We start from the raw sequence: 23,984 nt of genomic DNA, 5'->3' as shown, positions 1-23,984 counted from the left end.
TTCATCACTGGTTTTTTTTGTCGTCATCGGTTAGTGCACGAATTAACTGTGCAGGAATGGCGTATTGCGTATCTTGTACGTTGACCGATTGCAGTGACTCGGCATCGACCGCCTCTTTCTTATACTCGTTTGCTTGCTGATGTAAGCTTTCCATTCTTTGATCTAACTTCGCCGCTGCTTCTGCAACGTCTTTAAGTTCTGAGGACAGCTCTGATGGAACGACCTCACCGAATTTGTAAAAGATCTTGTGCTCCAAGCTTGCCCAAAAATCCATTGCAACCGTACGAATTTGAATTTCGACAGCGACGTGTTCAATTCGGTCAGACATGTATACAGGCACTTCCACAATCAGATGCAAGCTCCGGTAGCCATTCGGCTTTGGCGTTTGCAAGTAATCTTTCACTTCCAGAATACGAATATCCTCATGCTTTTCTAGCATATCTTGAATCGCATATATATCCTTTTGAAAAGAACAACTGATGCGAATTCCTGCAATATCTTTAATATGTTCTCGAATGTCTTCCATGTTCATTGGAATTCTTTTTCGCTGGACTTTTTGAAGAATACTTTCAGGAGACTTCAATCTTGATGAAACGTGTTCGATCGGATTGTATTCATGGACGTATTGAAATTCTTCTTGTAAGATGCCCACCTTCGTATTCATTTCATCTAACGCAAACTTGTACGTCATCAAAAACCTCGTCAGTTGATTCTTCATCATTTTCAAACGTGCTGGATCAATGGGAATTGAAGTGTGTTTTCTTTCCATTTTCGTCCCTCCTCATTACAGCATATCCAACTCATACACAGACTTCAAGAAAAGCCATTGACGCGTGCTACCCACCCCTGCAAACTAAGTAGAAAGGAGGGCTTATCTTGGCGCAACTTTTCCAAAAAATCATTCGATTTATTTTTGCAGCTTTAGGTATTACTTTTTTTGCTGGCATTGGTTATCTCTTTTTATTGTTCGTCATGACTAATACTATGCATGCTTATTTATACTTCGGAGCGTACATATTGATTATTATTTGGACGTTCTTTGCTGTTTTTGATATCTCTACTAGAAAAATACGCGGGGTCGGCCTTGGCATAGGGTTGAGTTTGGTCGTCCTCACACTCGGAGTCGTACAGTTCCAGTCATACCAAGAAGCTCAGCTAGATACGATCACCGAGGCGGATGTTGAGATTGATGACTACATCCCTTATGCGAATGACAATACGTTAGCCACCCTCGATAAAGAAGCATCAATCCAGTTTGACGATGATCTTCCTGTACTAGACGGTGCGACGGCTCTTTATCCCATCTATGCAGCTTTTGCAGAAGCTGTTTACCCAGAAGGTACGTATAACCCTGACCGGAGTGCCGTTCGAAGAACGCAAACTGACAACGCCTTTACAGCACTCCTACACGAAGAGGTGGATATCATCTTTGCACCAGCACCTTCTAGCAATCAACGAGCTGAAGCCGAAGAGCTTAATGTAGAATTTGAGCTTACACCACTAGGTAGAGAAGCTTTCGTTTTCTTTGTAAACGAAACGAACCCTATCGAGTCTCTCACTTATGAACAGTTACGATCGATTTATACGGGTGAGGTGACCAACTGGGCTGAGGTAGGCGGGGAATCTGGAACGATTCAGGCTTTCCAAAGACCAGAAGGAAGTGGTAGCCAAACTGCTTTACAACAATTCATAGGGGAAGATGAACTTATGGACCCTCCTGCTGAGGATCGGGTAGCGGGTATGGGTGGAATCATAACCGAAACGGCGGATTACAGAAACCATCCTCATGCAATTGGGTATTCCTTTCGATTCTTTGCTACAGAAATGAATGACACTGATGAAGTTCGGCTTTTAGCCATTGATGGCGCTCGGCCAACACGAGAAAATATCGCAAACGATTCGTACCCCCTCTCATCCGAATTCTATGCCATTACTCGCGCTGGGGAAGATGACGAGAAGGTGGCGACACTGCTCGAATGGATGATCGGACCCGAAGGCCAAACGATCGTTGAGAGAACGGGTTATGTAGCAAACGAGTAACCGTCGCTCTATCGAGGCAGTGCGCTGTCCAATATTTACTGGTCACGATAAAAAGGAGCTAACCTACGGTTAGCTCCCTAATACTCTAGTATTCTAATTCAAAATCCTTTACATACGCTTGCGGGGTCATGACCGCTTTGCCATCGAAGTTACCCAATGGCTTCCCTTCTTTCACTCGATTTGGCGTATCTGGATTCGCTAATGCTTGGCGAGCAACGGCAATATAATCAGCTTCTCCTTGCTGAAGCACTCGTGCGGCTTTTTCTGGATCGCCTAAATCTCCGCACGTGATGATTGGCTTGTTCGCATATTGTTTCGCCGCTTGCGCCATCGTTTTCGTTCCTTCACCAAAACCGGGAGCAGCCGCATCGATATCCGAGATGTGGATGTAGTCAGCGCTCGTCTTCCCGAGTGCAGAGAAAATGATACGGGCATCACTTTCCCCTCCTGGCCAAACATACGACCCGTTCGTCGCTTTCAACTGTGAAATGCGGATGCCTAGCATCATCTCAGTGCCAACAGCCGCTCGTACTTCTTCAATTAATTCAACGAGCAGACGGACACGATTCTCCACACTACCGCCATATTCATCGGTACGTTTGTTGCTCACTTCAGAAAGAAACTCATCAAGTAAATACCCATTCGCCCCATGTAATTCAACGCCGCTAAACCCAGCCTGACTGGCAAGCTTCGCTGACTGTACAAATCCTTGTTTGACTTCTTCAATCTCTTGTTTAGACAATTCTTTTGCTGTCGGGAACGCTCCGCTTCCGTAATACACTTCCACTTTATCTGCAGGTGGTGAAAACTCAGAAGGAGCAACCGTGACGTCTGTATAATGATTTCCTTGCGTTTGCGCCCCTCCGTGCATTAACTGCGCAATCATGAGCGCGCCGTGACTTTTCACACCTTCTACAATCGGTGCCCAAGCACTTGCATGTTTCTCCGTCGCTAAACCACCTTGGTAGCGATACGCTTGACTATGCTTTGTATCCGGATAAACACCCTCAGTTATGACCGCAGCAAAGCCACCCTTAGCAAAGCGCTCATAATATTGTCGGACACGTTCATTCGGCGTTCCATCTTCCTCAGAGCTTACACGCGTCATCGGCCCAACGATATATCGGTTTTTTAGTATATGATTTCCTATAGATCCTTTTGCAAATAACTCGTTCACAGTTTCACCTAGCTTTCTAAAGTCTCTGTTCATGACATTCCTGTTCTTTTGTCATTTTAAACCTCACGAAATTGTTTCGCTTTGAAAAAGATAAAGAACCAAATGACGAGCCCCACGACTCCAAGACCAAATAACACGAGTTGAATTGGAATCTCGAAAGCCACCATCCCGGTTACAATCCCGTAAGATACCGGGTCAAACCCATTCATGGCTAAAAAGATGATACTCATGACTCTTCCCATAATGTGTTGATCCGTATTTTCCTGAGCGACGGTAAAGAATGGAATATAGACAAACACCATTGAAAACCCAATAAAAAAGATTAAGATCGTTAACCCCGTTAAGTTCGGAATGAGGCTAAAGATAATAAAGAGCACAAGAGCGGCAAGCAACCCGTATAGGGTCATCGCGCCTCTTCGCCTTTTAATTGTATACACACCTAGAATCATGCTTCCGAGTAACATGCCGATCCCAAGACTTGCCTCCATGAAGCTGAGGTTTAATGGAGAGCCTCCGTGAACATCGACTAAGAGTGGAATGGCAATATGAAGTGCGCCAAAGACAAAGAAGTTAAGCGTAATTAATACGAGCAAACCGACGAGCAAAAATTGCGACCTGCGTACGTATTGCAAACCGTCTTTAAGATCTTGCATCGGGCTTTGCTGTGTGCGCTCTTCCACAGCTGCTTCTTTAATGAGTGGTGGAAAGATGAATATCGCTGAAAAGAACACGAGAATAGTGGCAATGAGAAAGCTTCCGGCCACCGAGTAGGCTTCCATCAACACCCCAGCAAGAATTGGACCGATGATAAATGAAATTTGGTCAGCCCCTTGAAACACGGCATTCGCCCGTTGCAATTGTGCTTTAGCAACAATTTTTGGAATGAGCGAAGAGCTTGCCGGACCAAAAAAGGCATCAAGCATGCCAAAGATACCCGCCAACACTAAAAGAATCGTTAATGTCAGGTTGTCACTTGCAACAAACAGATACAAAAGAAGCAATAAAAACCCTTGCGTCAGGTTCGTAATAAACATGATTGTTGTTTTCTTATATTTATCGGCAAGAACACCGCCAAATACCATCATTAGCAGTCGAGGAATGGTCGCTGCCATCAGCACTAAACCCACGGCTGCAGCCGAGTCCATTTCTGTAACGGCATACCATGATACCGTCGTAAGAAACATACTAAACCCTACTACTGCAAAGACGCCAGCAATAAACATGAGGATAAATGTGCGGTTCCTTGATAGTTTAACTTCTGTCTCCATCATGATTCCTCCTTTACACAGACCGAGCGGTCGGTCTATAATATAATCGATAAAAGAACTCTCGTCAAGGAGGAATTTCACTTGAAAGAGCAATCCATCATTGAAGCCGCAAAACAGCTGTTTATTGAAAAAGGATACCGAGAAACATCGGTTGCTGATATTGTTCGAGCATCAGGAAGCAGCAAAGGGAATCTTTATCATCATTTCAAAAACAAAGAAGCTTTATTCCTAAAGATTATTGAAAAAGACGATGATCACTGGTTACATGAATGGTCTCTTAAAAGCCATGAATTCAACAACGCAAGAGAGAAATTCATCGGACTTGCCACATATAGTGCGACCCGGCAAACGTATCATCCGATGAGAAGTGCTGTTGCTGAATTTTATGCTTTGGAAAGTCATTACTCATCAGAGATTAAAGCCAAAATTAAAGAAATCGACGACCGCTACACCGAATGCTTTATGGACATTATTCAAGAAGGGAATCGTCAAGAAGAGTGGAACGTAGGCGATCCGTGGGAAGTGAGTGAAATTGCAAGCGCCCTTTCTGTCGGCATGGTCATGCTGTATGGTGATTATCCAATTGAGGAACGAAAACGACGCTACGTAAAATCCGCGGAAATTTTCCTAGATGGACTCTCATAATAAAAAACTAGCCGGAGCAGGCTAGTTTTTTATTGAGGTTTTGATTTCGGGCACCACACAAGCGATTTAGTATCGTTTTAACTGTACTTTAGTTCACTTCCATGGAAGCAATGACGGGCGGGTCAACTGCCATCTCCCCTGTTGTTTCCGATTGAGCGATTTCTTCGACAACGTCCATTCCGTCAACGACTTCTCCAAAGGCGGCGTAATCCCCGTCTAAAGATGCATGCTCCCCGAGCATAATGAAGAATTGGGATGATGCTGAATTATGATCTCCTTGAACTCTAGCCATGGAGAGCACACCTTCTTGATGATCTAACGGATTTTCAATTTCATTACTTGCGAACTCACCGGTAATGGTTTCAGGGGATCCCCCCATTCCAGTGCCGTCAGGGTCACCGCCTTGGACCATAAACCCTGGAACAATACGGTGAAACGTAAGTCCATCATAAAAGCCATCTTCAACAAGAGAGACGAAATTGTCTACAGTTTCAGGCGCATTGTTCGGATACAAGTGCATCTCGACTTCCCCGCCCGTTTCCATCGTCATCGTCACTTCTACCGCATCATTACGGTCAACCCCGTCTTCAGAAACTTCCCCTTCTGTGCTACACCCAACGAGAAGTACAGTTAAACCTAACAACAAACCAATTCTTTTCATCTGTATTTTCACCCTCATCTATTAAACGTTCGACCATTCTATTCTAGCAGAATTCTGCTAAAATAGACGGGAGGTGACCAGATGTTACGAAAATTATTCGTGCTAATGATACTCGTATCATTAGCGCTTGTGGCATTATTATATGGAGAAGAACTTGCTCTTTGGATTGACCAAGAAGGTACCGAGTCAATTTTGATCACCGCAGCAATTGCTACATTGCTCTCGCTTTTCCCGATTATTCCTTATCCGATTATCGGGGGTATTTTAGGTGCGATTTACGGCTCTGTTCTCGGAAGTTTCGTTACATGGGTCGGCTCTGCAGCCGCTTCAATTATTATGTTTATGTTCGTCAGGTACGGCTATCAAGATTGGGGAGAGCGCGTGCTCAATCGGTACGCTACACTGGCGCGTATTAATGGTTTATTTGAACGGAATGCCTTTATGACGATCTTTTTGACACGGTTAATTCCGATCGTGCCATCAATTATTGTGAACATATATAGCGCGCTTAGCCGCGTTGGGTTTTGGGGTTACGCGATTGCCTCTTCACTCGGCAAAATTCCATCAATGATTTTATTTGCGACGGTCGGTAGTACGATCGTACATAACCCGCTCGGCTTAGTTTATGTTGCCGTTTTTTACGGTTTGTTTTTACTCGTCGTGTACAGTTGCTATCGCTTATGGGTCCGCTATACGTTAAACAAATAAACACGACGTTTGACTGAGCGCATTGCGAAATAGAGTACACCTCCGCTAAAAGCGCCGATCACATTCAAAATAAGATCATCGACGTCAGCAACTCGATACGTGAGCAAAAACTGCATCACTTCGATCCATAAGGATACAAACAAACCTACGAGGACAATGCGCAGGATCGTACGCACCTGTCTGAATAATAACGGCAGAAAAAAACCAAGCGGCATAAACATAATAATATTTCCAATGAGAATACGGACAGGTGCTACCCATTCAGGACTAAAAACAGCAATCCGGTAAATGCTCCTCACTGGGGTGAGATTATAATTTCTTCCCCCAGGACCTTCAGGCCCGAGGGACGCCCCGTGATTCCAAGCAAAAAACGTCACGTATACCAACGCACTCATATAAAGCGTGAACAATACCCAGTACCAGGTCCTCACAAAATCTCCCCCAGGACATGCATTTCTATTACTGTATGCACACACCAAATAAGCAATGACTTCTAGCAATGTCGGCAGGAACAATACTTAAAAAGAGAAAATTCTTTTCCTGTTCACATGGGTGAGCGGGAGCGAAATTTGCGAGGGAAGTTTTTCTCCGGTTTGATTGGGTATAAGACGGAAAACTCACCATCGGTCTTTTTATGATAGAAATCCGCACCCTGCACATCGTAGTGGAATACTCATCGAATTAGCACGCCTAGTCTAGTATGCAGCCTCTTCAGATTGGTTCGTTCGTACATCCCCAGATTTGCCAGTTTGAAGTCACATGCTCACCGATTGGAAGCCAAAAGGAGTCAAATAAACATGACCGTCGTTCAGACGGTACAACCACCCTTCATCAACCTGCACAAAGATGCCATGATCCATCAATTAAACAAGAGGTTCCCCCGCCTAAGTATGACGGCGGAGCGCAAGCACCGATCGTCCACATCTAAAAGATCCATATAAATCGAACTCGCGCATCCTAAAAAAAGGTTGATGAGAAGTGATCTTCTCATCAACCTTTGCTCGTTTACGAAATTTCTCCTCGTTTCCAGCGTTCACGTACTAGATAGAGTGCAGGTACAACAAACAACGTTAATACGGCGGAGAATAGCGCGCCTGAAACGATGGTAATCCCTAACGGTTGGAATAATGTGCTGTTACCAAGGGCAACGGGCATTAGACCGGCAATTGTTGTAAGGGACGTGAGCACGACCGGGCGGAAACGCTGCTCTGCAGCGAGCGTAACGGCTTCTTTGGCACCGAGCCCTTCTTTTCGTCTCTGTTCAATGAATTCGATAAGCACAATTCCGTTTCGGACGACGATACCGGCCAAGCTCACACCACCCATAAGTGACATGAAGCCGAGTCCTGTTTGAGTGATAAATAAACCAATCATTGCGCCGGCAAACGCTAAATACACAGCACTTAATATGATAAACGGAATGGAAAGCGAATAGAATTGAATCGCCATCACAATTAAGATGAGGAACACAACAACGATAAAGATTTGACCGATTTGGATGAACACATCGGTTCTCTCCGCTGTCTCCCCTCCAATCGTGATAGATGTCTCTTCATCTTCTAACGCTAACAGATCATCTTCGACTTCAGCGATAATATCATCAGCGCTCCGTTCACCAGGGAAAGCCCGTACCGTTACGATACGATTGCCATCTGAGTGCGGAATGCGTGGCGTAACTTCTGCTTCTTCAATCGTGACGATATCTGAAAGAACAACAGACTCTTCTATACCTTCTAAGGTAACTTCATCAAGCAAATCCACTTCATTGCCATCATAAGCGACACGCCAATCGAGTAATTCCCCGTCAACGTCAAACTCGCCTAGAGGAACACCTTCTCCAATTGCAGCAAGGGTGTCACTTATTTCACTACTTGAGAAGTTGTTTTCCTCCATTACATCTCGGTCGAGCTGCATTTGATACGATTCAACAGCTGTTCCAATATCATCATCTACATTCAGCACACCTTCGGTGTTTGCGAGAACTTCTTGCGCTTCTCCACTCTTATCAAGTAGTGCATCAATGGATTCTCCTTGAATTTCAATAGCAATTGGCGCGCCTACTGGAGGACCTGATTCAATGATCGACACTTCATACGACTCAAGACCGCCAAAAGCTTCTGGTAGCTCTTCGCTCCATTGATTCATCGCATCTCGCGCATCAATCATGTCTTTATCAATATAGATGAGGAAGTTTGCGAGATTCTCACTTTCCTCACTTCCACCATCTGATGAAAATAGATCAGGGATGGCTGTACCAGTAAATGTAGATACCGAGCGCACAAACGGCTCCTCATTAACCCAGTCAGCAATTTCCTCTGAATAGGCTTCTGTTTCTTGCAGCGGTGTCCCATCCGGGAGCGTAGCTTCAATGAACACTTCTTCGCGGTCAGAATCAGGGAAGAATTCCAACGGGATAAATGGAATGAGCGCAAATGCCGCGGTTCCTAACCCTAACCCGATAAAGGAGACGACAAACGGGCGTCTGACGATGCGCCGCATAAACTTCTCACTGTATACTTTCCCTGAACGCTCGAACAATGACCCTAAAAGTCCAGGAGGCTTTTCGTTAACGGACGACTTTCTGCGTTTCTCTTTCCAAGTTCGGTAAATTGGAATGAGAAACAAGCTAACGACTGTAGAAGCGATGATCGCACTAATGAGCACGACAGGGAGCGGTCGAATGAACTCTCCTGCGCCGCCTGGCAACAACAAGATCGGGAAAAATGTAAATACGACGACAATTGTCGAAGTAACTACCGACCAGAACACTTCTTTCGTTCCTTTGTACGCAGCTTCTTTCGGGTTCTTACCGTTTCGAAGCTGGCGTTCGATGTTGTCGTTCACTACAATCCCGTCATCGACAAGTATGGCCAGCACGATGATATAAGCAATTAATGAAATTTGGTTCAACCCAACGTCAAAAAATGGGATGGCGATCGACCCAATGCTGAGCGATACCGGGATGGCAATCGCAACACTAATTGCTGAACCAATCCGTAAGCCTAATGAACAAACGATCAGAACGGCAACAACCGCAATTGCAAAAGACAAGGCCAAATCTGCAAATAAGTCAGATACGAGATCATCTTGTGTGTATAGCAATTCTGCTTCTGTGGACCCTGGCAATGATTCATTAAGTTCTGCAACAATGTCATCGAGCTGTGATTGCGCCGTTGGCACACTGCTCCCAGGGCCGAACGTAAACGTCAGTGCTAATGATTGATCGCCGTCATAAGTCACTGCTTGTTCACGCGCTTGGAAAGTGACGTCCATCGTCGCCACATCTTCTAGTAGAATCGTGTCCCCATCTTCATTCACGCCGACGGGCAATTGGTTAAACTCTTCTATAGATGAATAATTGCTCACGTCTACTGGGTAAATATAATTGTCGTCTTCCCACTCTCCAACAGGCGCGAGGTCTTCTTCTCCGTTCAATACGCCAATGATCTGCTCATAAGTAAGATCATTGTCTTCCATTAAAGCAGCATCAAGGCTAACGAGCACCTCTCGTTCTAGACCACCTTGCACATCGAGTTCTAATAAGTCGGGGGTATTTCCCACTTCTTCTGCATAGTCATCGAGTACTTCTTGGATGGCAGGAAGTGCGTCATCATCGTTGTATTTAACATGGTATGTAGCAAGCCCTTGATCACCGGATGTGGTTGTAAATTCAGGCGTATTACTATCGTCTGGAAATGATGAGGCGAGACCATTTACATCTTGGTTAATTTCATTCCAAACGACGGCTGAATCGTCAATGGATTCATCCAGTTCAATCGTAATGAGTGATAACCCTGGAGCAGATACCGATTCATATGATTCTATTTCTTCATATTGAGTTAAAGCATCCTCAATAGGGTTGGTCACTTGTTGTTCAATTTCTTCTGCTGAAGACCCCGGATATACTGTCGTCACTTGCGCAATTGGAGGCGAGAACTCCGGAATTTCACGTTGCGGCATTTGTGAAAAACTAATTGCCCCAATGATCGTCAACATAATAAAAAACAATACGGTAATCTTCGGTCTAGTTATGAGCCATTTCATCTTGTTCCTCTTTTCTATGCAATCTTCTTGATGAAATATACCCTTAACTAGGCCGTATTAAAACATTTTATCGTTCATTGTCATTTTCCATAAATACTGAATCATTCCTCTTCTAACACCCGATACACAAAGCCTTCCTCTCGGTCTAAATGTTGCTCCGCTTCTGTTTCTGATACATTCAGTAGCTCCATGACGATGGCAATTTTCGGCCTTTGTCCGGAAAGATGAAACAATTGCTCTGCCCGCTCTTCGCTACAGTCGGTTGCGTATTGTATCATCCGTTTGGAACGGCTCACGAGTTTCTTATTTAACGGTTTAACATCGACCATTAGATTTCGATACACTTTTCCGAGCTGAATCATCGTCGTCGTCGTAATCATATTCAACACAAGCTTCTGGGCGGTTCCTGCTTTCATGCGTGTCGAGCCCATGACGATTTCTGGACCTACTTCAATGCTGAGCTCGTGTTTGGCAAAAGCATGAAGCGGTGCGTGGTGATTGCACGTAAATGATACCGTAACCGCACCTAGCTCTTCTGCCGCTTTAAGTGCTCCTATGACATAAGGGGCTTTGCCACTTGCTGTAATAGCGATCACCACATCTGTTTCTTTAACACCTCGTTCGAGAAGATCGTCTCTGCCGAGTTCTTCATTATCTTCCGTTCCTTCAACAGCTTCAAATATCGCTTGATCTCCACCAGCAATAATGGCTTGGACAAGCTCTGGTTCCGTGCCATACGTTGGGGGAATCTCTGACGCATCCAATACACCAATTCTCCCGCTCGTTCCAGCACCGACGTAAAACAAGCGCCCGCCTTTTTGCAAAGCGCGCACAGCATCTTGTACAATCCCCTCAATCACATCAATGTGTTTGGATATGATCGTTGCCACTTGTTGATCTTCTGCATTAATCGCACGAAGTATATCTCCAGTCGTTTGTCGATCGATGTGAGCGGACCGCTGATTCCTTGACTCTGTCACGCTTTCAAAAGATTCTCCCATGGCATATGCCTCCAACTATTAAATTCTGAAACTTTTAATCATTTTAATATTTTAATAAAGTGATGTCAATTTAAAATTATATTTTAAATCGTAGTAACAAAAAAAGGTCGGTATGTGCCGACCTTTTTTAAGAAAATAAAATTAAATTTAGCGCTGATATGAAAACTAAAAACATCGCCAATTTGCGAATCACTTCGTTATTCACCTTTGCAAATAACCTTAAGCCAATAAATGTCCCAATCATGACCGCCAACGTACCCGCAATAAATAAGCCAATGAACGAAGGTTCAAAGTCCCCGTTTACCGCATGCAATACGATCGAAAACAGACAAACGATGAGGGTGACAAACTGAACGTTTACTAAGTATTTGTATTTATCTGTCGCAAATACCATGAGAAAATAGAAGACGAAAAACGGACCGCCAACACCGAAGAGCCCACCAATAAATCCGCCCAATAATCCAAGCATAAGCGCAATCCACAACGTCGGCTCTTTCTTTTCTGGCTTCATGACAGATTGAAACAAAAGATAGCCGACCATGAGAATGAGGAAAATTCCCAGCCACGTCTTCAAAATATTTAAATCACCGTATCTCGACAGAATGAAGAACGCAGCAATCCGGCCTAAAAGTGCGAAAATTAAAATCGATCGTACTTTTTTCCACTCAATATGCTTCGCGTTTTTAATAACAACCGTCGCCGCAGCAACGACTAATAAAGATATGACGAGCAACGTGCTTTCCTTAATTGTTAAAAATAAGGGTAAAACGCCCATTGCGACAAGCCCTAATCCAAAACCACTAACCCCTTGAACAATCGCCCCTAATAGGAAAATGGCGAAAACCACAACAAATTCCCACATAACATCCACTCAAATCTACTCTGAATAATTTCATCTTATCATAGATTTCCAGTGTGCGTTTCTAGCGGAAAGTGCGAAGGGAAGGACAATCATGTCCAGGTCTTCACGGGTGTGATTCATGGCACGTTAATTAAAAAACCTCCCAATAACATTTTGGAAGGTTTTTATGAAATATAGATACACAACTTTATAAACGGTAGCCTAGTGCAGATTGGGCTATGAATATTCATAAAACCCTTTACCTGATTTCCGGCCTAGCCGGCCAGCTTTAACGTATTGGGCTAAGATCGGGCACGGTCGGTACTTTTCTCCGAGTGTCTCATACAAATAATTCATGTTGCGAAGACGGCTATCCAGACCGACAAGATCAGCAAGCTCCAATGGGCCCATCGGATGATTTAAGCCGAGTTTTATTGCTTTATCGATATCCTCGGCAGAGGCGACGCCTTCCATATACATGTTCATCGCTTCATTTCCGATGAGGCAGTTCATTCGGCTAGTGACAAAACCAGGAAATTCACGTACCTCAACCGTCTCTTTGCCGAGTTGTCGTCCCAGCTTTTGTACCCGTTCGACGGTCTCATCCGATGTATCTAGGCCACGTACAATTTCGATTAGTTTCATACGATGGACTGGATTAAAGAAATGCATCGCTACGACACGATCTGAACGAGTTGTGGCCGCACCAATTTCTGTCGGGCTGAGCGTGGACGTGTTCGTGGCAAGGATGGTTTGCTCATCGGTCAACTCGTCAAGCTGCTTGAATACGTTGACTTTTAGCTCCATCTCTTCCAACACCGCTTCAATAACGATATCAGCCCCTTTTACTGCTCGCTCTAAGTTCGGTTCATAGACGATATTCTGCTCGACGTATACTTTTTGTTCGTCTGTTATAAATTCACGAGTAGCGCTCTTTTCAGCAAGCTCAATATTTGCTGTTTTTGCACGAGTTAGGGCAACTTCATGCACATCATAAATACGCACAGAAAACCCGTGAATCGCTGCAGTATAGCCAATGCTTCTTCCCATCGTGCCCGCACCGATGACAGCAATCTGGTTCATTACGCTTCCTCCCTCTCGAGCAAGAGCGCCATGCCTTGACCACCACCTACACAGAGCGTTGCTACCCCGTACTGTTGTTTCTTTCTCATCATTTCAAAGAGCAATGAGATGGTAATACGTGCACCTGTTGCCCCGAGCGGGTGACCGAGGGCGATTGCCCCGCCGTTTGGATTCACGCGATCCATAGGCAAGTTCAGCTCACGAATGACCGCAAGTGCTTGCGATGCAAAAGCTTCATTTAATTCCCATACACCAATGTCCTCTACGCTCATTTGCGTGCTCGCTAATAGTTTCTGCACAGCAGGAACAGGACCTATGCCCATCACTTCAGGGGAGACGCCAGCGGTTGACCAACGTCTAATTGTCGCAAGTGGCTGCAGACCGAGTTGTGCGGCTTTACTTCGTTTCATGAGCATGACAACCGCTGCCCCGTCATTACGTCCGCAAGCATTGCCAGCGGTGACAGACCCACCTTTTTTAAACGCAGGTGAGAGGCTCGACAGCTTCTCCAACGTTGTGTCTCGAGGATGCTCATCTACAGCAAACATGAATGTTTTCTTACGTTCTTTCACTTCCACCGGCACAATCTCATCCTTAAAATTTCCAGCGTCAATTGCCGCTCGTGCACGTCGTTGACTTTCTAGCGCAAACGCATCTTGATCTTCACGAGAAATTGCATATCGTTCAGCGACGTTTTCTGCTGTCATTCCCATTCCTAAGTTCTCCCCGTAGATTTCTTGAGGCTGCTGCCCGGCTTCTAGGTTGGAATCGACGAGTTTCGGGTTCCCTTCACCGTAACGCGAATTCCGCAGGTAGATCGGCGCTTGGCTTAAGTTTTCAGTCCCACCGGCAATGACGACTTGTGCTGTTTCGGATTGGATCTGTTGAACACCTGACGTAATCGCTTGAATGCCTGACGCACAGAGACGATTGACCGTAAATGCAGAGGTTTCTTCAGGTAACCCTGCGCGCAGCGATGCAACACGAGCCACGTTTGAAGATTCTGTTGTGGAGCGAACTTCTCCTAATATGACTTCATCTACACTCGACTGTTCAATACCTGAACGTTTGATGACGCTTTCAATAACTTTTGACGCTAATACACCGCTGTTCATATGTTTAAGACTTCCGCCCGCTCGTCCAACGGCTGTTCTGACTGCGCTTACAATCACCACATCGTTTTCGCTTTTCATGTAACAACACTCCTCTCTCGAGTAATTAAATGCAAACATTGTGCCAATGAAACGCGAGGAACACGCTCGTTTGGAACAATGAACCGATTCACTCTTGCATTATTGATTCGTTTTTGAATTGAATGTTGTATTTCTGCAACTTGCGAACGACTGTCGCTTGGCTCGTGCCGAGGCGCTCTGCCAATCGATACGTATTCTGGGTTTCCATCGAAGCTGCTACGAGTAATTCTCGCTCTGCACCGTCTCTCGCTTCTTCTAACGTTGCAGGCAAATGTCGTTTTTTCATCCCTGCAATTAAATCATCTGGCAAATCGTCAATCGTAACGAACGAATCGTGGGTCGTTACGACAAGCCGCTCGACGACGTTGGAAAGTTCACGCACATTTCCCCTCCAGTCATGCTTATAAAAGAAATCCAAAACTTCACTTGAAAGTTGTTTTGCGACGTCATATTTTTCATTAAATCGATCAAGAAAGAGTTGAGCTAGAGCAAAGATTTCGTCTTTTCTTTCGCGGATTGGTGGAATTCGAATGGGAATGACATGGATTCGGTAGTATAGATCCTCTCGAAACCGCCCTTCTCTGACGAGCGCTTGCAAATCTTGATTCGTCGCACAAATGACGCGGACATCAATCGCTTTTGTTTGCTCACTGCCGACCCTTCTTAGTTGTTTGTCTTGCAAAACTTGTAAAAGTTTCACTTGAAGGTCGAGTGGCATTTCTCCTATTTCATCAAGGAACAACGTCCCCCCGTCCGCAAGTTCAAACATACCTGCTTTGCCATTTTTATTCGCCCCTGAGAACGCCCCCGCTTCGTACCCAAACAGTTCCGATTCTAATAGCGTTTCCGGTATGGCGCCACAATTCACTTTAATAAACGATCCTGTATCATTCCTCGGGCTCTCTTGATGAACGAAACTTGCAAATACATCTTTGCCAACCCCTGTTTCACCGAGAATGAGTATGGATGCATCAACCCTCGCCAAGCGCGCTCCGGTTTCATAAATGCTTTGCATCGCTTCGTTCTTACAAACCATACCTTTCTTTTCTCCTTGCCTAACACGCTCCAATTCAGCCCGGTAAAGCGTATTCAATTCTCTTACTTCCCGCATTTCATCACTAATTCTCCGCAAATCACTCATATCTCGAATGATCGTAATAACCTTCTCCACTTCACCGTTTTGGTTCATGACCGGACTACCCGTCATCATAATTTCTCGATTCCCTCTGCCACGTTCATGAACCGTCACTGGACGTTTCTCCTCAACGACACGAAATGTAACCGGCCTCGAAAGAATGCCTCTATCTTTGAGTTCTGTTACATTTTTTCCGATAAAATAATGTTTCGGAATCTTCGTGATCCGTTCAACAGCACTGTTCACCGACAATGTTAAACCGTTTGTATCGGTAATATAAATGCCATCATATGCGCTTTCTAATACACTGTCCATTTCACGTCGCAATGCGTGAACATCAGAATACGTAATCGGGAAAAAGAAATACAGTTGGCCGTTGTGACCGTCGGCTTCCGTTTCGTTTACCTTAACCATTTCCCAGCCTTCAAAAATCGCTCGTTCTTCCTTTCGACTGAGCACTTCCTCCAAACGGTCACGATGTGCCATTAGCTCCTCGGCAGCATCATTCCACGAATTAATACGTTTATCTTTTACTCTCACGACTGGAATGACTAGTTTATCAATCGATGCGTCCATCCGAACACCGCTTTCTACTTTGTAGAGTTGTTTCTATTATACATCTCTTAAGCGACGATTGACTGCATGAACTTTTTCGTTTGCCTTTTTCAAGTCATCAAGAAGCGCTTCTTGATCTTGAATTCGTTGCTTTTGCTTCTCTACTTCGTTTGTCGCCATCTTTTCATACGCCGCATAACGATCTGGCATATTCCTTCTCTTTACCAACTGCACAAACAACACGACGAGCATGACAACAATCGCGAGTATGATAAACATCATGAGTAATGCCGCAATAGAATAAATGACGGTTCCCCAAATAATTCCTTCTTCCATAATTTCCAACGCTCGTCATCCTTTCTTTTTTTCGTTCGATAGCGTCTTTGTTGCGCGAGCAATGTAAGCTGCTGTTATCTCTTCATAAAATGGTTCGAGCGCGTAATAATTCATCGCTTTGCCACTTTCGGATATTTCCCGTTCACTTGTTACAATCTTCGCTTCCTCAAGACGATTGAGGTGCATGTAGACGAGGGGACGGCTCATTCCTAATTCCCTTGCCAATTGGCTTACGTACTTGCGGTCTTCATAGAGCATGGCGACCATTCGTAATCGGTGACGGTTCGCTAATGCCTCAAAGAAAGCGAGCAGTTCATACCCGGTTCTCTCTTCGCTCATTCTCGCACCTCATGCAGAAGATGATCCAAATCTCCGATCGCTTGCTGTAGTTTCTTTCTCTCTTCGCCAATTTCTGTCTTCAATACAATCTCTCGTTCGTCTAGTTCTTCGATCGACCGAGCTACTGCACTTTGGTCGTTGCCTTCATTGTTTGTTTGCTTTCTCATTCGTCTAAGCACAACGATGAGGTAAACGAACAAGCCAATAATTGGCAATACGAAAAGAACCTGTACGACTATACCGAAAATATTAAAAGATTCCATCGTTTGATCCCTCCTGATTATTTATTTTTTTCATATGTAAATAATTTATTACACATGAAAGTTATTGTCAAATTGCCCGTTTCGCGACACCGTTTGGACGTTTCGTAACCTCCCGTACGGTTGGCGTCATTTTAACGTCGTTTCAGCACATCACCGTCTGTTTCATGACATGAAACGAACGTCTCCAATCTGAACTACCGTCAATTTGCAAAATCCAGTGTATGGTTAACGTACCAACAAAACAAGGAGTGCATGACCATGATAAACGATTTCTTAGTCTATTTACTTGAAGTGAATCCACTCGTTCAACACCTCGGTATACTTGTTCTTGCTATGATTCCATTTTTAGAGACATTCTTTGGAAGCTTCGTCGGTGCCTTTATCGGCGTACCGATCGTTACCGCCGCCATTAGCAGTATGATTGGCAACTGGTTGTCCGTTATGGCGATCATCCTTCCGTTTAATGCATTGTTCCGTATGCTCAGAGAACGACGTGAAGCGAAAGGAAAAGAAGGCTTTTTCGGGAAACGCGCGAAAAAAGCGCAAGGATACTACGACAAGTACGGTGTGCCTGGATTGGCACTCATCGCACCACTCATCGCCTCTGGGCACATCGCCGCATTCATTTCACTTGCTGCAGGTGCAAGCCGTGGAAAAGTTATTCTTTGGCACACGGTAAGCATCGTTGTATGGGGCGTGCTAGGCGTTGCTGCTGGTTACTTCGGCTACCTTGCCATTCTTCAATAGGGATCACCAAACGCTCATCATACGTTCACGTATGATGAGCGTTTTTCGTTTAAACCCGTAAATTACAGAAGCAATTCACTCGTTAATCAGAGAAATCTCTCTCCTTCATTGTCTGTATTTTTTGTATACTAAAGAGATGAACATATCGTAAGGAGAATACTATGATTACATTTACAAATTTGACAAAAATTGAAAACGGTCGCTCGATTATTCCTTCAATAAGCCTTGAGCTTCCAGAAGGATCGGCAACGGTCATTCATTGTAGCCAAAAGCAAGGGAAGCATCTCATTACACTCGTCACAAAACAAGACCAACCTTCGGATGGTTCTATATCCGTAGGTGATTTCCCAATCGGTGTGTTCACACAAAACGATACACTTTATGAACGACTTTCCGTTCGCGACAACCTCATGATATTCGCGCAAATGCACAACTCTTCTATAGATATAAAAGCAGTTGTCGGAGATTGGGGACTATCTGATTATGTGAATGAACCTTACCGAAAATTGCCACATTCTATAAAACGGCGGGTGCTCATTGCCCGGGCAATAATTCATGAGCCAAAGACGATTATTCTTGAAGATCCTGAATCTGGTGTTGATGACGAAACGAAACTAATTTTGCGAGCAAACCTCGAAAGCTGGCAGCAAAAAGGGATCACAACGCTCGTGACGAGTACATTTTTAGAGGATGCACTGTCAATGGGCGCGGCCGTGTACCGGCTCACACACCGTGCGCTTACGTTTCTTGAAACCGACGGTGAATATACGCCATCAGAAATCCCTGAACGAAGTCATGTTACTCCTCCTTCATTCAAAAAGATCCCTGCTCGATCTGAGGAGAAGCTCATTTTGTTTGATCCTGAGGAAATTGATTACATAGAAAGTATTGACGGGACATCAATGTTGCACGTCCAAACTGAAACATTTCGCTCGACGTTAACGCTGCAAGAATTGGAGCTGCAACTACTCCCCTTTGGCTTTTTCCGAACACATCGGTCGTATCTCGTGAATTTGCAGCGGGTACGGGAAGTGATGAAGTGGACGAGAAACAGTTACAGCTTGATTCTTTCTGTCGAAAATACGAGCGTGCCGTTATCACGAGCAAATGTCCTTCCTTTGTATGAGAAGCTGGGCATCCAAACGTGAACCATTCACCTGTCTATTTGCATCACTGGCAAGATCAACGTCACCACTCATCGCTCAAATGATGCGATCGGCTCTGACATTCCATACACTTGAAACATGGAAGGGGGATCCGCTCTTCGTTCATTTGCCGGCGTGTACACTCCCACATTGATCGGAGAGAATTCGAACATGGACTTATCCATTAAAAGAATACGATATTTATTTTTAAAAGATGTGAAGGATCACCTTAAACATCCACTCATCGTCATGTTGTTAATCATGCCTGTTTTTGTTGCGGTGCTGTATACGTTAATGTCTGACCCGAGTCAACCGAGTGAGAGCTTTGAACTCGTATCGATGCCGATATTAATGGCGGTATTGTTTCTTTGCGGTATGATGCCGGCCACGTCGATTGCCGAAGAAAAAGAAAAAGGGACATTTCAAATGCTTCTCGCATCTCCAACGAATGTAAAGGAGGTGCTCATGGCAAAAAGCATCTTGTTTTTTAGTCTCACCGTAATCATTTGTGCCATCTGCTTATTTATTCAAGGGCTCAGCGTTCAGCCCCTTCCTTTCGCTCTGTTCTTCCTGCTGTCTTGTACTTTTTATCTGCTACTTTCAACGTCAATCGGACTGTGGTCAACATCTCAAGTTCAATCAACGAGCATTCATTTGCCGGTTGCACTAGGCCTTTTCTTTTTGGCTACATTCGAACCACTCATCGATCAAAGGTGGGTGTCATCCATCAATGCACTCTTCCCGATCAAATACGCTTACGAAGGACTAGGCTTAAGCATCGCTGGAGGGAATGTATCCGATTATTATCTGCCCCTCATCGTATTAAGTGGATGGACCGTCTTCTTTGGTATTGTTCTTTATCTAGTCCACCGTCACAACGAACAGAAAGGATAAAGAGAAATGATGAATATCCATATTCAAGACCTTGTCAAAATATACGACGACCGGCGCGCCCTAAACGACGTGACCCTCACAATTCTAGAAAATCAGACCTTTGCGATTTTAGGAAGGAATGGTGCAGGGAAAACGACGCTCATGGAATGCCTCATCGGACTCACATCTTACGACTCCGGGTCTCTGTCCATTAATGGCAAGCAGGTTTCTTCAATACGAAATTCTGTCGGCGTCCAATTGCAAAACCACGCGATGTTCGAACGCACCACGGTTCAAGAATTATACTCATTGTTTGCTAGCTTTTATTCAAAACCGATATCTCCTGATCACTTACTAGATCTTTTACACTTGGATGCTTTGAAGCATAAGCGCATCCACAAGCTTTCCACAGGTCAAAAACAACGAACAGCGATTGGGTTAGCCCTCATTGGCGACCCAAAAGTGATTTTGCTTGATGAACCGACTGCCGGCTTAGACGTCCAAGTGAGAGAATTGATTTGGGAAGTACTCGCCGATATGAAAGCTAAAGGAAAAACGATCGTGTTTACGACCCACTATATGGAAGAAGCCGAACAATTTAGTGATCAAGTTGCTGTCTTGCACGAAGGAGCTATTCTCGACATCGATACATCGGAGCAACTCATTCGAAAATACGCAAATAAAAACAAACAAACACTTAATGAAGCGTTCAAGAGTCTCACAGGTTCTACAATGCGGACAGGAGTAGATTGATATGCAAAAACAAACGCTAGTTGAACTGTCCAAAGTTCAATGGTTAGAAATAAAAAGAGTTCCAAGAACATTCTTTTTAATCATGATATTCCCTTTATTATTTTTGCTTATGTTTTGGGGGATTGATATGCTCACTCCAGCCCAGGCCGATGGCCTCTCGTTCATGGAGTATCTATTCCCTGGACTGATCGTGTTCGCCTTGTTATCATCTGGTCTTCTTGGAACAGCCATCCCTCTCATTGAGCAACGAAAGAGTGGTGTTCTTCGACTGTTAGAAATCTCACCCCTAAAAAAAAGCACGTATGTCCTGTCACAAATTTCTGTCCGTTTCCTCATTGGCGTGTTTCAAATGGTATTATTTTTGCTACTTGGCGTGTTACTTGGAATCATATCAATCAGCCAGTTTCTCCCTGGAATAGCCATCTCGATGCTCACGCTCGCCATGATGGTTACACTCGGATTCATTTTTGGTTCAATTTTACAATCTGCAGAAACGGCTGGTGCATTGCTCGGTGGATTATCTGCACCCGTGCTTATGCTTAGTGGCGTACTTATGCCGTTAAGTATTTATTCCAGTCAAGTAATGGACACGATCGCTTTATTTTTCCCATTCACCTATTTGGGTGATGTAAAACGTGACCTTTTAATCGTAAATTATTCTGCAGAGTACCCGTTATGGCTAAGCCTAACCGTGATTATGATCACCATCGTCATTTTATTTACGATCGCCATTCGTGTATTTTCTTGGTCTAAGACTTCTGCTTAACAATAGCGCCTTCCGACACACAAAGCCCGCCCAGTGCCGATGCACAGGCGGGCAATTGTAATGGATTGGAGCTGCTCAAACGCTCCATCATCTACTTTGATCTGAACGATAAAACGAAAGATGCGAGTCCGATAACAAACGACAAGATCGTGAATGGAAGAAACATTACAGGCAATTGACTGCTAGCGTAGTTCGCAAGATTCGTACTTAAACTGTCTAAAACGTCGGCAAAGGGAATCGCAAAAATCGCAACAGAAATGACTCTTGCTCCGTATAAAAGCGCTGAAATGAAGATGAATACGAGACCAATGCAAAGGTGTACGTGAGATCGATTCATTTCTCCCTCTCCAATTTTTAATTTCTTTCATTCTAATCGATCCCGATCCCCTCGTCGAGGTTCGCCAATCATTTGTTTTGTTCAGCATATGCTCGCATCGCTTGTTGCATCCAAGCAGCCAATCCTTCACCAAACTGATCGATGTTGTTCTTGAACCGCTCATCTGCAACGTACATCTTCCCTAAGCCCGCGAATGCATCCAGTGAGTACGTACCCAGCTCATTTAAATACACATACCACGTTGCGATTGCTTGCTGAGCTTCTTGTGAAGTTGGTTCAGTATCACGCATTGTAGCAAGATCTCGATAAATGTCGTTCATACGCTCAGCCATCTTCGTCTCCTGCTTGTGCACGTGACCTTTTGCTTCGTCCACAGCTTTATCCCCCCATTTGTCTCTCGCTTCCTTCTCATATTGCTCGCCTTCTGAAAAATCAAACCCTGCAAAATGTTTTTTATCTGTCATATCAATCTCTCCTTCTTTAGCGTCTAATGTTCGATCGATCGTTTCAATCATTTGCACAATCGCTCGCTTTTTTTCTTCCAAACTTTTGCGATGAAGCATTAATGCATCTCGATGGTCAAATCCAGGATTAGTTATAATTTCCTTTATTGACTTTAATGAGAGCCCAAGTTCTTTGAAAAACAGAATTTGTTGCAAATCTTTTAGGTTTTCTTCCGAATACAATCGATACCCCGCCTCTGTCGTTGTATCGGGAACGAGTAACCCAATCTCATCATAATGGTGCAACGTCCGCACACTAATCCCTACAATCTGGCTTACTTGTTTAACTTTAAGCAATCCGTCACCTCCCACAATAAATACGTTAAACTGTCACGTAGCGTTAGAGTCAACATGAAATGAAATAAAATGAAATAAAATAAACAAAACAGAATTAATGCTGTGTACTACCATTAACTAAACCGAAAGGGTGATCACATGTATTTGGAGGAACGAAGAGACACGATCGTGCAAATGTTAAAAGCAAAAGGCCGCGTATCAACAAAATAACTATAAGAAAAATTCGGAATTTCGATCGATTCATTACGTCGTGATTTGTCAATGATGGAGGAACTAAACCTTCTCAAGCGGACCCACGGCGGGGCTATTCCAATGCCAATGAGCAGGCAAAGCCCAAGGTCAAATCAAGAAAGATATGGCAAAGCTAACACCCAACAACAACAAATCGCAAAGGAAGCGGTAGCACGCATTGAACCTGAGCAAACCGTTTTTATCGGTGGTGCATCCATTCATTACGCTCTTCTTCAGTATTTGCCTGTAGACTTTGCGTATACAGTCGTGACAAACTCTGTTGAGATTGCCTATCACTTGCGTGATTATACGCACGTGACCACCTATTTAATTGGAGGAGAAGTTAAATCCTCAGGGAATATGACCGACAGTTTAGCGCTTGAGAACAGTCGGCGATTCTCTGTCGACCTTTGCTTTGCTTCTGCTGGAGGTATATCAGCAAAAGGGTTAAGCACCGCCACTCCAGAAGTCGCTGTTTTTCATGAACACATCTATGCGGCATCCGCAAAAGTGATTGCTCTTGTGGAGCATCATAAATTCGACACGACGATGTTTTCTTCCATTTGTCCGCTCGCACGTATTCATGAGGTAATCACAGACAGCGATACCCTTGACGACCACTTGGCCCCAATGAAAAACGCTGGAGTATCAATTTCAATTGCAGACACAGAAGCCGGCTAAATGAATGCGCTTCTCGAGCGACGGGGCCAAGCTTTGCACTACGCCATACCCTCTTTAGAATTATATAAACGATCTATATAGGATGAACGTAACATTTTCCCAATTGCGCAGTTTGTTGTTGCTTTCCACTTTAGGCGGATGCTTGCAGTCCAGACTATAAGGGCAACATCGGTGGCCAAAAGACGTCCACCGTGTTTTCTTTATACTCCAGAGCACAAGTTCAACATCGGCGGTCAGGTAGTGACCCCCAAAAGTTAAAGTTTTTATTATGAAGCGGATTGGCTGGTTAAAGTTCGGTATTGGACCGGACTATGACCAGCCAGTTTTAATTTAATTCGATCATGGTTGTAATAATGCATGTA

The 23,984-nt window shown here is 44.3% G+C and carries 26 protein-coding genes; 9 read left to right on the top strand and 17 right to left on the bottom strand.

Annotated features, from left to right (window positions below; all coding sequences use genetic code 11):
- Positions 1–4: 4 nt before the first annotated feature.
- Entirely contained in the window at positions 5–769 is a 765-nt protein-coding gene (locus tag ACE1TF_RS19360; RefSeq protein ID WP_375019190.1) for a GTP pyrophosphokinase, read from the bottom strand.
- A 107-nt stretch (positions 770–876) separates the two neighbouring features.
- On the opposite strand from ACE1TF_RS19360, the gene ACE1TF_RS19355 reads away from it, so the two are divergent.
- A complete protein-coding gene (locus ACE1TF_RS19355) occupies positions 877–2,040 on the top strand; it encodes a PstS family phosphate ABC transporter substrate-binding protein (protein WP_375019188.1) in 1,164 nt (387 codons plus the stop codon).
- An 85-nt stretch (positions 2,041–2,125) separates the two neighbouring features.
- Here the strand turns inward: ACE1TF_RS19355 and ACE1TF_RS19350 are convergent, their stop codons facing one another.
- Both ACE1TF_RS19350 and ACE1TF_RS19345 read right to left on the bottom strand, forming a co-directional pair.
- A complete protein-coding gene (locus tag ACE1TF_RS19350; protein WP_375019186.1) occupies positions 2,126–3,250 on the bottom strand; it encodes an NADH:flavin oxidoreductase in 1,125 nt (374 codons plus the stop codon).
- A gap of 23 nt (positions 3,251–3,273) precedes the next feature.
- The gene (locus ACE1TF_RS19345; protein ID WP_375019184.1) at positions 3,274–4,485 is read right to left on the bottom strand and encodes an MFS transporter; all 1,212 of its coding nucleotides are present in this window, start codon (positions 4,483–4,485) and stop codon (positions 3,274–3,276) included.
- An 81-nt stretch (positions 4,486–4,566) separates the two neighbouring features.
- On the opposite strand from ACE1TF_RS19345, the gene ACE1TF_RS19340 reads away from it, so the two are divergent.
- Positions 4,567–5,130: a TetR/AcrR family transcriptional regulator gene (locus ACE1TF_RS19340; RefSeq protein ID WP_375019182.1), complete on the top strand. Its 564-nt coding sequence runs from the start codon at positions 4,567–4,569 to the stop codon at positions 5,128–5,130.
- A gap of 88 nt (positions 5,131–5,218) precedes the next feature.
- Here ACE1TF_RS19340 and ACE1TF_RS19335 read toward each other — a convergent pair whose 3' ends face one another.
- Complete coding sequence (locus ACE1TF_RS19335; RefSeq protein ID WP_375019180.1) at positions 5,219–5,791, bottom strand: peptidylprolyl isomerase; 573 nt, start codon at positions 5,789–5,791, stop codon at positions 5,219–5,221.
- Between the two features lie 81 nt (positions 5,792–5,872).
- Between ACE1TF_RS19335 and ACE1TF_RS19330 the strand changes: the two genes are divergently transcribed.
- On the top strand, positions 5,873–6,499 hold the full coding sequence (locus ACE1TF_RS19330; protein WP_375019178.1) for a TVP38/TMEM64 family protein: 627 nt from the start codon (positions 5,873–5,875) through the stop codon (positions 6,497–6,499).
- Here ACE1TF_RS19330 and ACE1TF_RS19325 read toward each other — a convergent pair.
- The 10 genes from ACE1TF_RS19325 to ACE1TF_RS19280 all read right to left on the bottom strand — a co-directional run bounded on the left by ACE1TF_RS19325 (position 6,481) and on the right by ACE1TF_RS19280 (position 17,289).
- Positions 6,481–6,930: a VanZ family protein gene (locus ACE1TF_RS19325; protein ID WP_238544541.1), complete on the bottom strand. Its 450-nt coding sequence runs from the start codon at positions 6,928–6,930 to the stop codon at positions 6,481–6,483. The genes ACE1TF_RS19330 and ACE1TF_RS19325 overlap by 19 nt on opposite strands.
- Positions 6,931–7,504: 574 nt before the next feature.
- Positions 7,505–10,543 carry an efflux RND transporter permease subunit gene (locus tag ACE1TF_RS19320; protein WP_375019176.1) on the bottom strand — a complete coding sequence of 1,013 codons (3,039 nt, stop codon included), beginning with the start codon at positions 10,541–10,543 and terminating at the stop codon, positions 7,505–7,507.
- 101 nt (positions 10,544–10,644) lie between these two features.
- Positions 10,645–11,544 carry an N-acetylmuramic acid 6-phosphate etherase gene (gene murQ / locus ACE1TF_RS19315; protein ID WP_375019174.1) on the bottom strand — a complete coding sequence of 300 codons (900 nt, stop codon included), beginning with the start codon at positions 11,542–11,544 and terminating at the stop codon, positions 10,645–10,647.
- 127 nt (positions 11,545–11,671) lie between these two features.
- Positions 11,672–12,406 carry a sulfite exporter TauE/SafE family protein gene (locus ACE1TF_RS19310; protein ID WP_375019172.1) on the bottom strand — a complete coding sequence of 245 codons (735 nt, stop codon included), beginning with the start codon at positions 12,404–12,406 and terminating at the stop codon, positions 11,672–11,674.
- Between the two features lie 216 nt (positions 12,407–12,622).
- Positions 12,623–13,468, bottom strand: a complete 846-nt coding sequence (locus ACE1TF_RS19305) for a 3-hydroxyacyl-CoA dehydrogenase family protein (RefSeq protein WP_375019170.1) — start codon at positions 13,466–13,468, stop codon at positions 12,623–12,625.
- Entirely contained in the window at positions 13,468–14,661 is a 1,194-nt protein-coding gene (locus ACE1TF_RS19300; protein ID WP_375019168.1) for a thiolase family protein, read from the bottom strand. The genes ACE1TF_RS19305 and ACE1TF_RS19300 overlap by 1 nt, the downstream gene beginning before the upstream one ends.
- Before the next feature lie 88 nt (positions 14,662–14,749).
- On the bottom strand, positions 14,750–16,372 hold the full coding sequence (locus ACE1TF_RS19295; protein ID WP_375019166.1) for a sigma-54 interaction domain-containing protein: 1,623 nt from the start codon (positions 16,370–16,372) through the stop codon (positions 14,750–14,752).
- Between the two features lie 36 nt (positions 16,373–16,408).
- Entirely contained in the window at positions 16,409–16,696 is a 288-nt protein-coding gene (locus tag ACE1TF_RS19290) for a hypothetical protein (protein ID WP_375019164.1), read from the bottom strand.
- Positions 16,697–16,702: 6 nt separating this feature from the next.
- On the bottom strand, positions 16,703–17,026 hold the full coding sequence (locus ACE1TF_RS19285) for an ArsR/SmtB family transcription factor (RefSeq protein WP_375019162.1): 324 nt from the start codon (positions 17,024–17,026) through the stop codon (positions 16,703–16,705).
- Positions 17,023–17,289, bottom strand: coding sequence for a hypothetical protein (locus ACE1TF_RS19280; RefSeq protein ID WP_375019160.1), 267 nt, complete (start codon positions 17,287–17,289; stop codon positions 17,023–17,025). Before ACE1TF_RS19280 ends, ACE1TF_RS19285 begins: the two co-directional genes overlap by 4 nt.
- 258 nt (positions 17,290–17,547) lie before the next feature.
- On the opposite strand from ACE1TF_RS19280, the gene ACE1TF_RS19275 reads away from it, so the two are divergent.
- The 5 genes from ACE1TF_RS19275 (at position 17,548) to ACE1TF_RS19255 (ending at position 21,573) form a co-directional block, all read left to right on the top strand.
- A complete protein-coding gene (locus ACE1TF_RS19275) occupies positions 17,548–18,036 on the top strand; it encodes a small multi-drug export protein (protein WP_375019158.1) in 489 nt (162 codons plus the stop codon).
- 161 nt (positions 18,037–18,197) lie between these two features.
- Entirely contained in the window at positions 18,198–19,184 is a 987-nt protein-coding gene (locus tag ACE1TF_RS19270) for a LytTR family transcriptional regulator DNA-binding domain-containing protein (RefSeq protein ID WP_375019156.1), read from the top strand.
- A 168-nt stretch (positions 19,185–19,352) separates the two neighbouring features.
- Positions 19,353–20,075, top strand: a complete 723-nt coding sequence (locus ACE1TF_RS19265; RefSeq protein WP_375019154.1) for an ABC transporter permease — start codon at positions 19,353–19,355, stop codon at positions 20,073–20,075.
- 6 nt (positions 20,076–20,081) lie between these two features.
- Positions 20,082–20,807 (top strand): ABC transporter ATP-binding protein, encoded by a 726-nt coding sequence (locus ACE1TF_RS19260; RefSeq protein WP_375019152.1) that lies wholly within the window; start codon positions 20,082–20,084, stop codon positions 20,805–20,807.
- 1 nt (position 20,808) lies between these two features.
- Positions 20,809–21,573, top strand: a complete 765-nt coding sequence (locus ACE1TF_RS19255) for an ABC transporter permease (RefSeq protein ID WP_375019150.1) — start codon at positions 20,809–20,811, stop codon at positions 21,571–21,573.
- Positions 21,574–21,664: 91 nt separating this feature from the next.
- Here the strand turns inward: ACE1TF_RS19255 and ACE1TF_RS19250 are convergent, their stop codons facing one another.
- Both ACE1TF_RS19250 and ACE1TF_RS19245 read right to left on the bottom strand, forming a co-directional pair.
- Positions 21,665–21,910: a hypothetical protein gene (locus tag ACE1TF_RS19250; RefSeq protein WP_375019148.1), complete on the bottom strand. Its 246-nt coding sequence runs from the start codon at positions 21,908–21,910 to the stop codon at positions 21,665–21,667.
- 68 nt (positions 21,911–21,978) lie between these two features.
- Positions 21,979–22,710 carry a MerR family transcriptional regulator gene (locus tag ACE1TF_RS19245; protein ID WP_375019146.1) on the bottom strand — a complete coding sequence of 244 codons (732 nt, stop codon included), beginning with the start codon at positions 22,708–22,710 and terminating at the stop codon, positions 21,979–21,981.
- Positions 22,711–22,938: 228 nt separating this feature from the next.
- Between ACE1TF_RS19245 and ACE1TF_RS19240 the strand changes: the two genes are divergently transcribed.
- On the top strand, positions 22,939–23,622 hold the full coding sequence (locus tag ACE1TF_RS19240; RefSeq protein ID WP_375019244.1) for a DeoR/GlpR family DNA-binding transcription regulator: 684 nt from the start codon (positions 22,939–22,941) through the stop codon (positions 23,620–23,622).
- Positions 23,623–23,888: 266 nt separating this feature from the next.
- Here ACE1TF_RS19240 and ACE1TF_RS19235 read toward each other — a convergent pair.
- The coding region (locus ACE1TF_RS19235) for an IS3 family transposase (protein ID WP_375016308.1) at positions 23,889–23,984 on the bottom strand (96 nt) is incomplete at its 5' end.

It is taken from the genome of Geomicrobium sp. JSM 1781026 (assembly GCF_041949955.1).
Taxonomy (GTDB): domain Bacteria; phylum Bacillota; class Bacilli; order Bacillales; family Marinococcaceae; genus Geomicrobium_A.
Note: the sequence above shows the minus strand (reverse complement) of the source record. Positions and strands in the feature narration are given on the sequence as shown.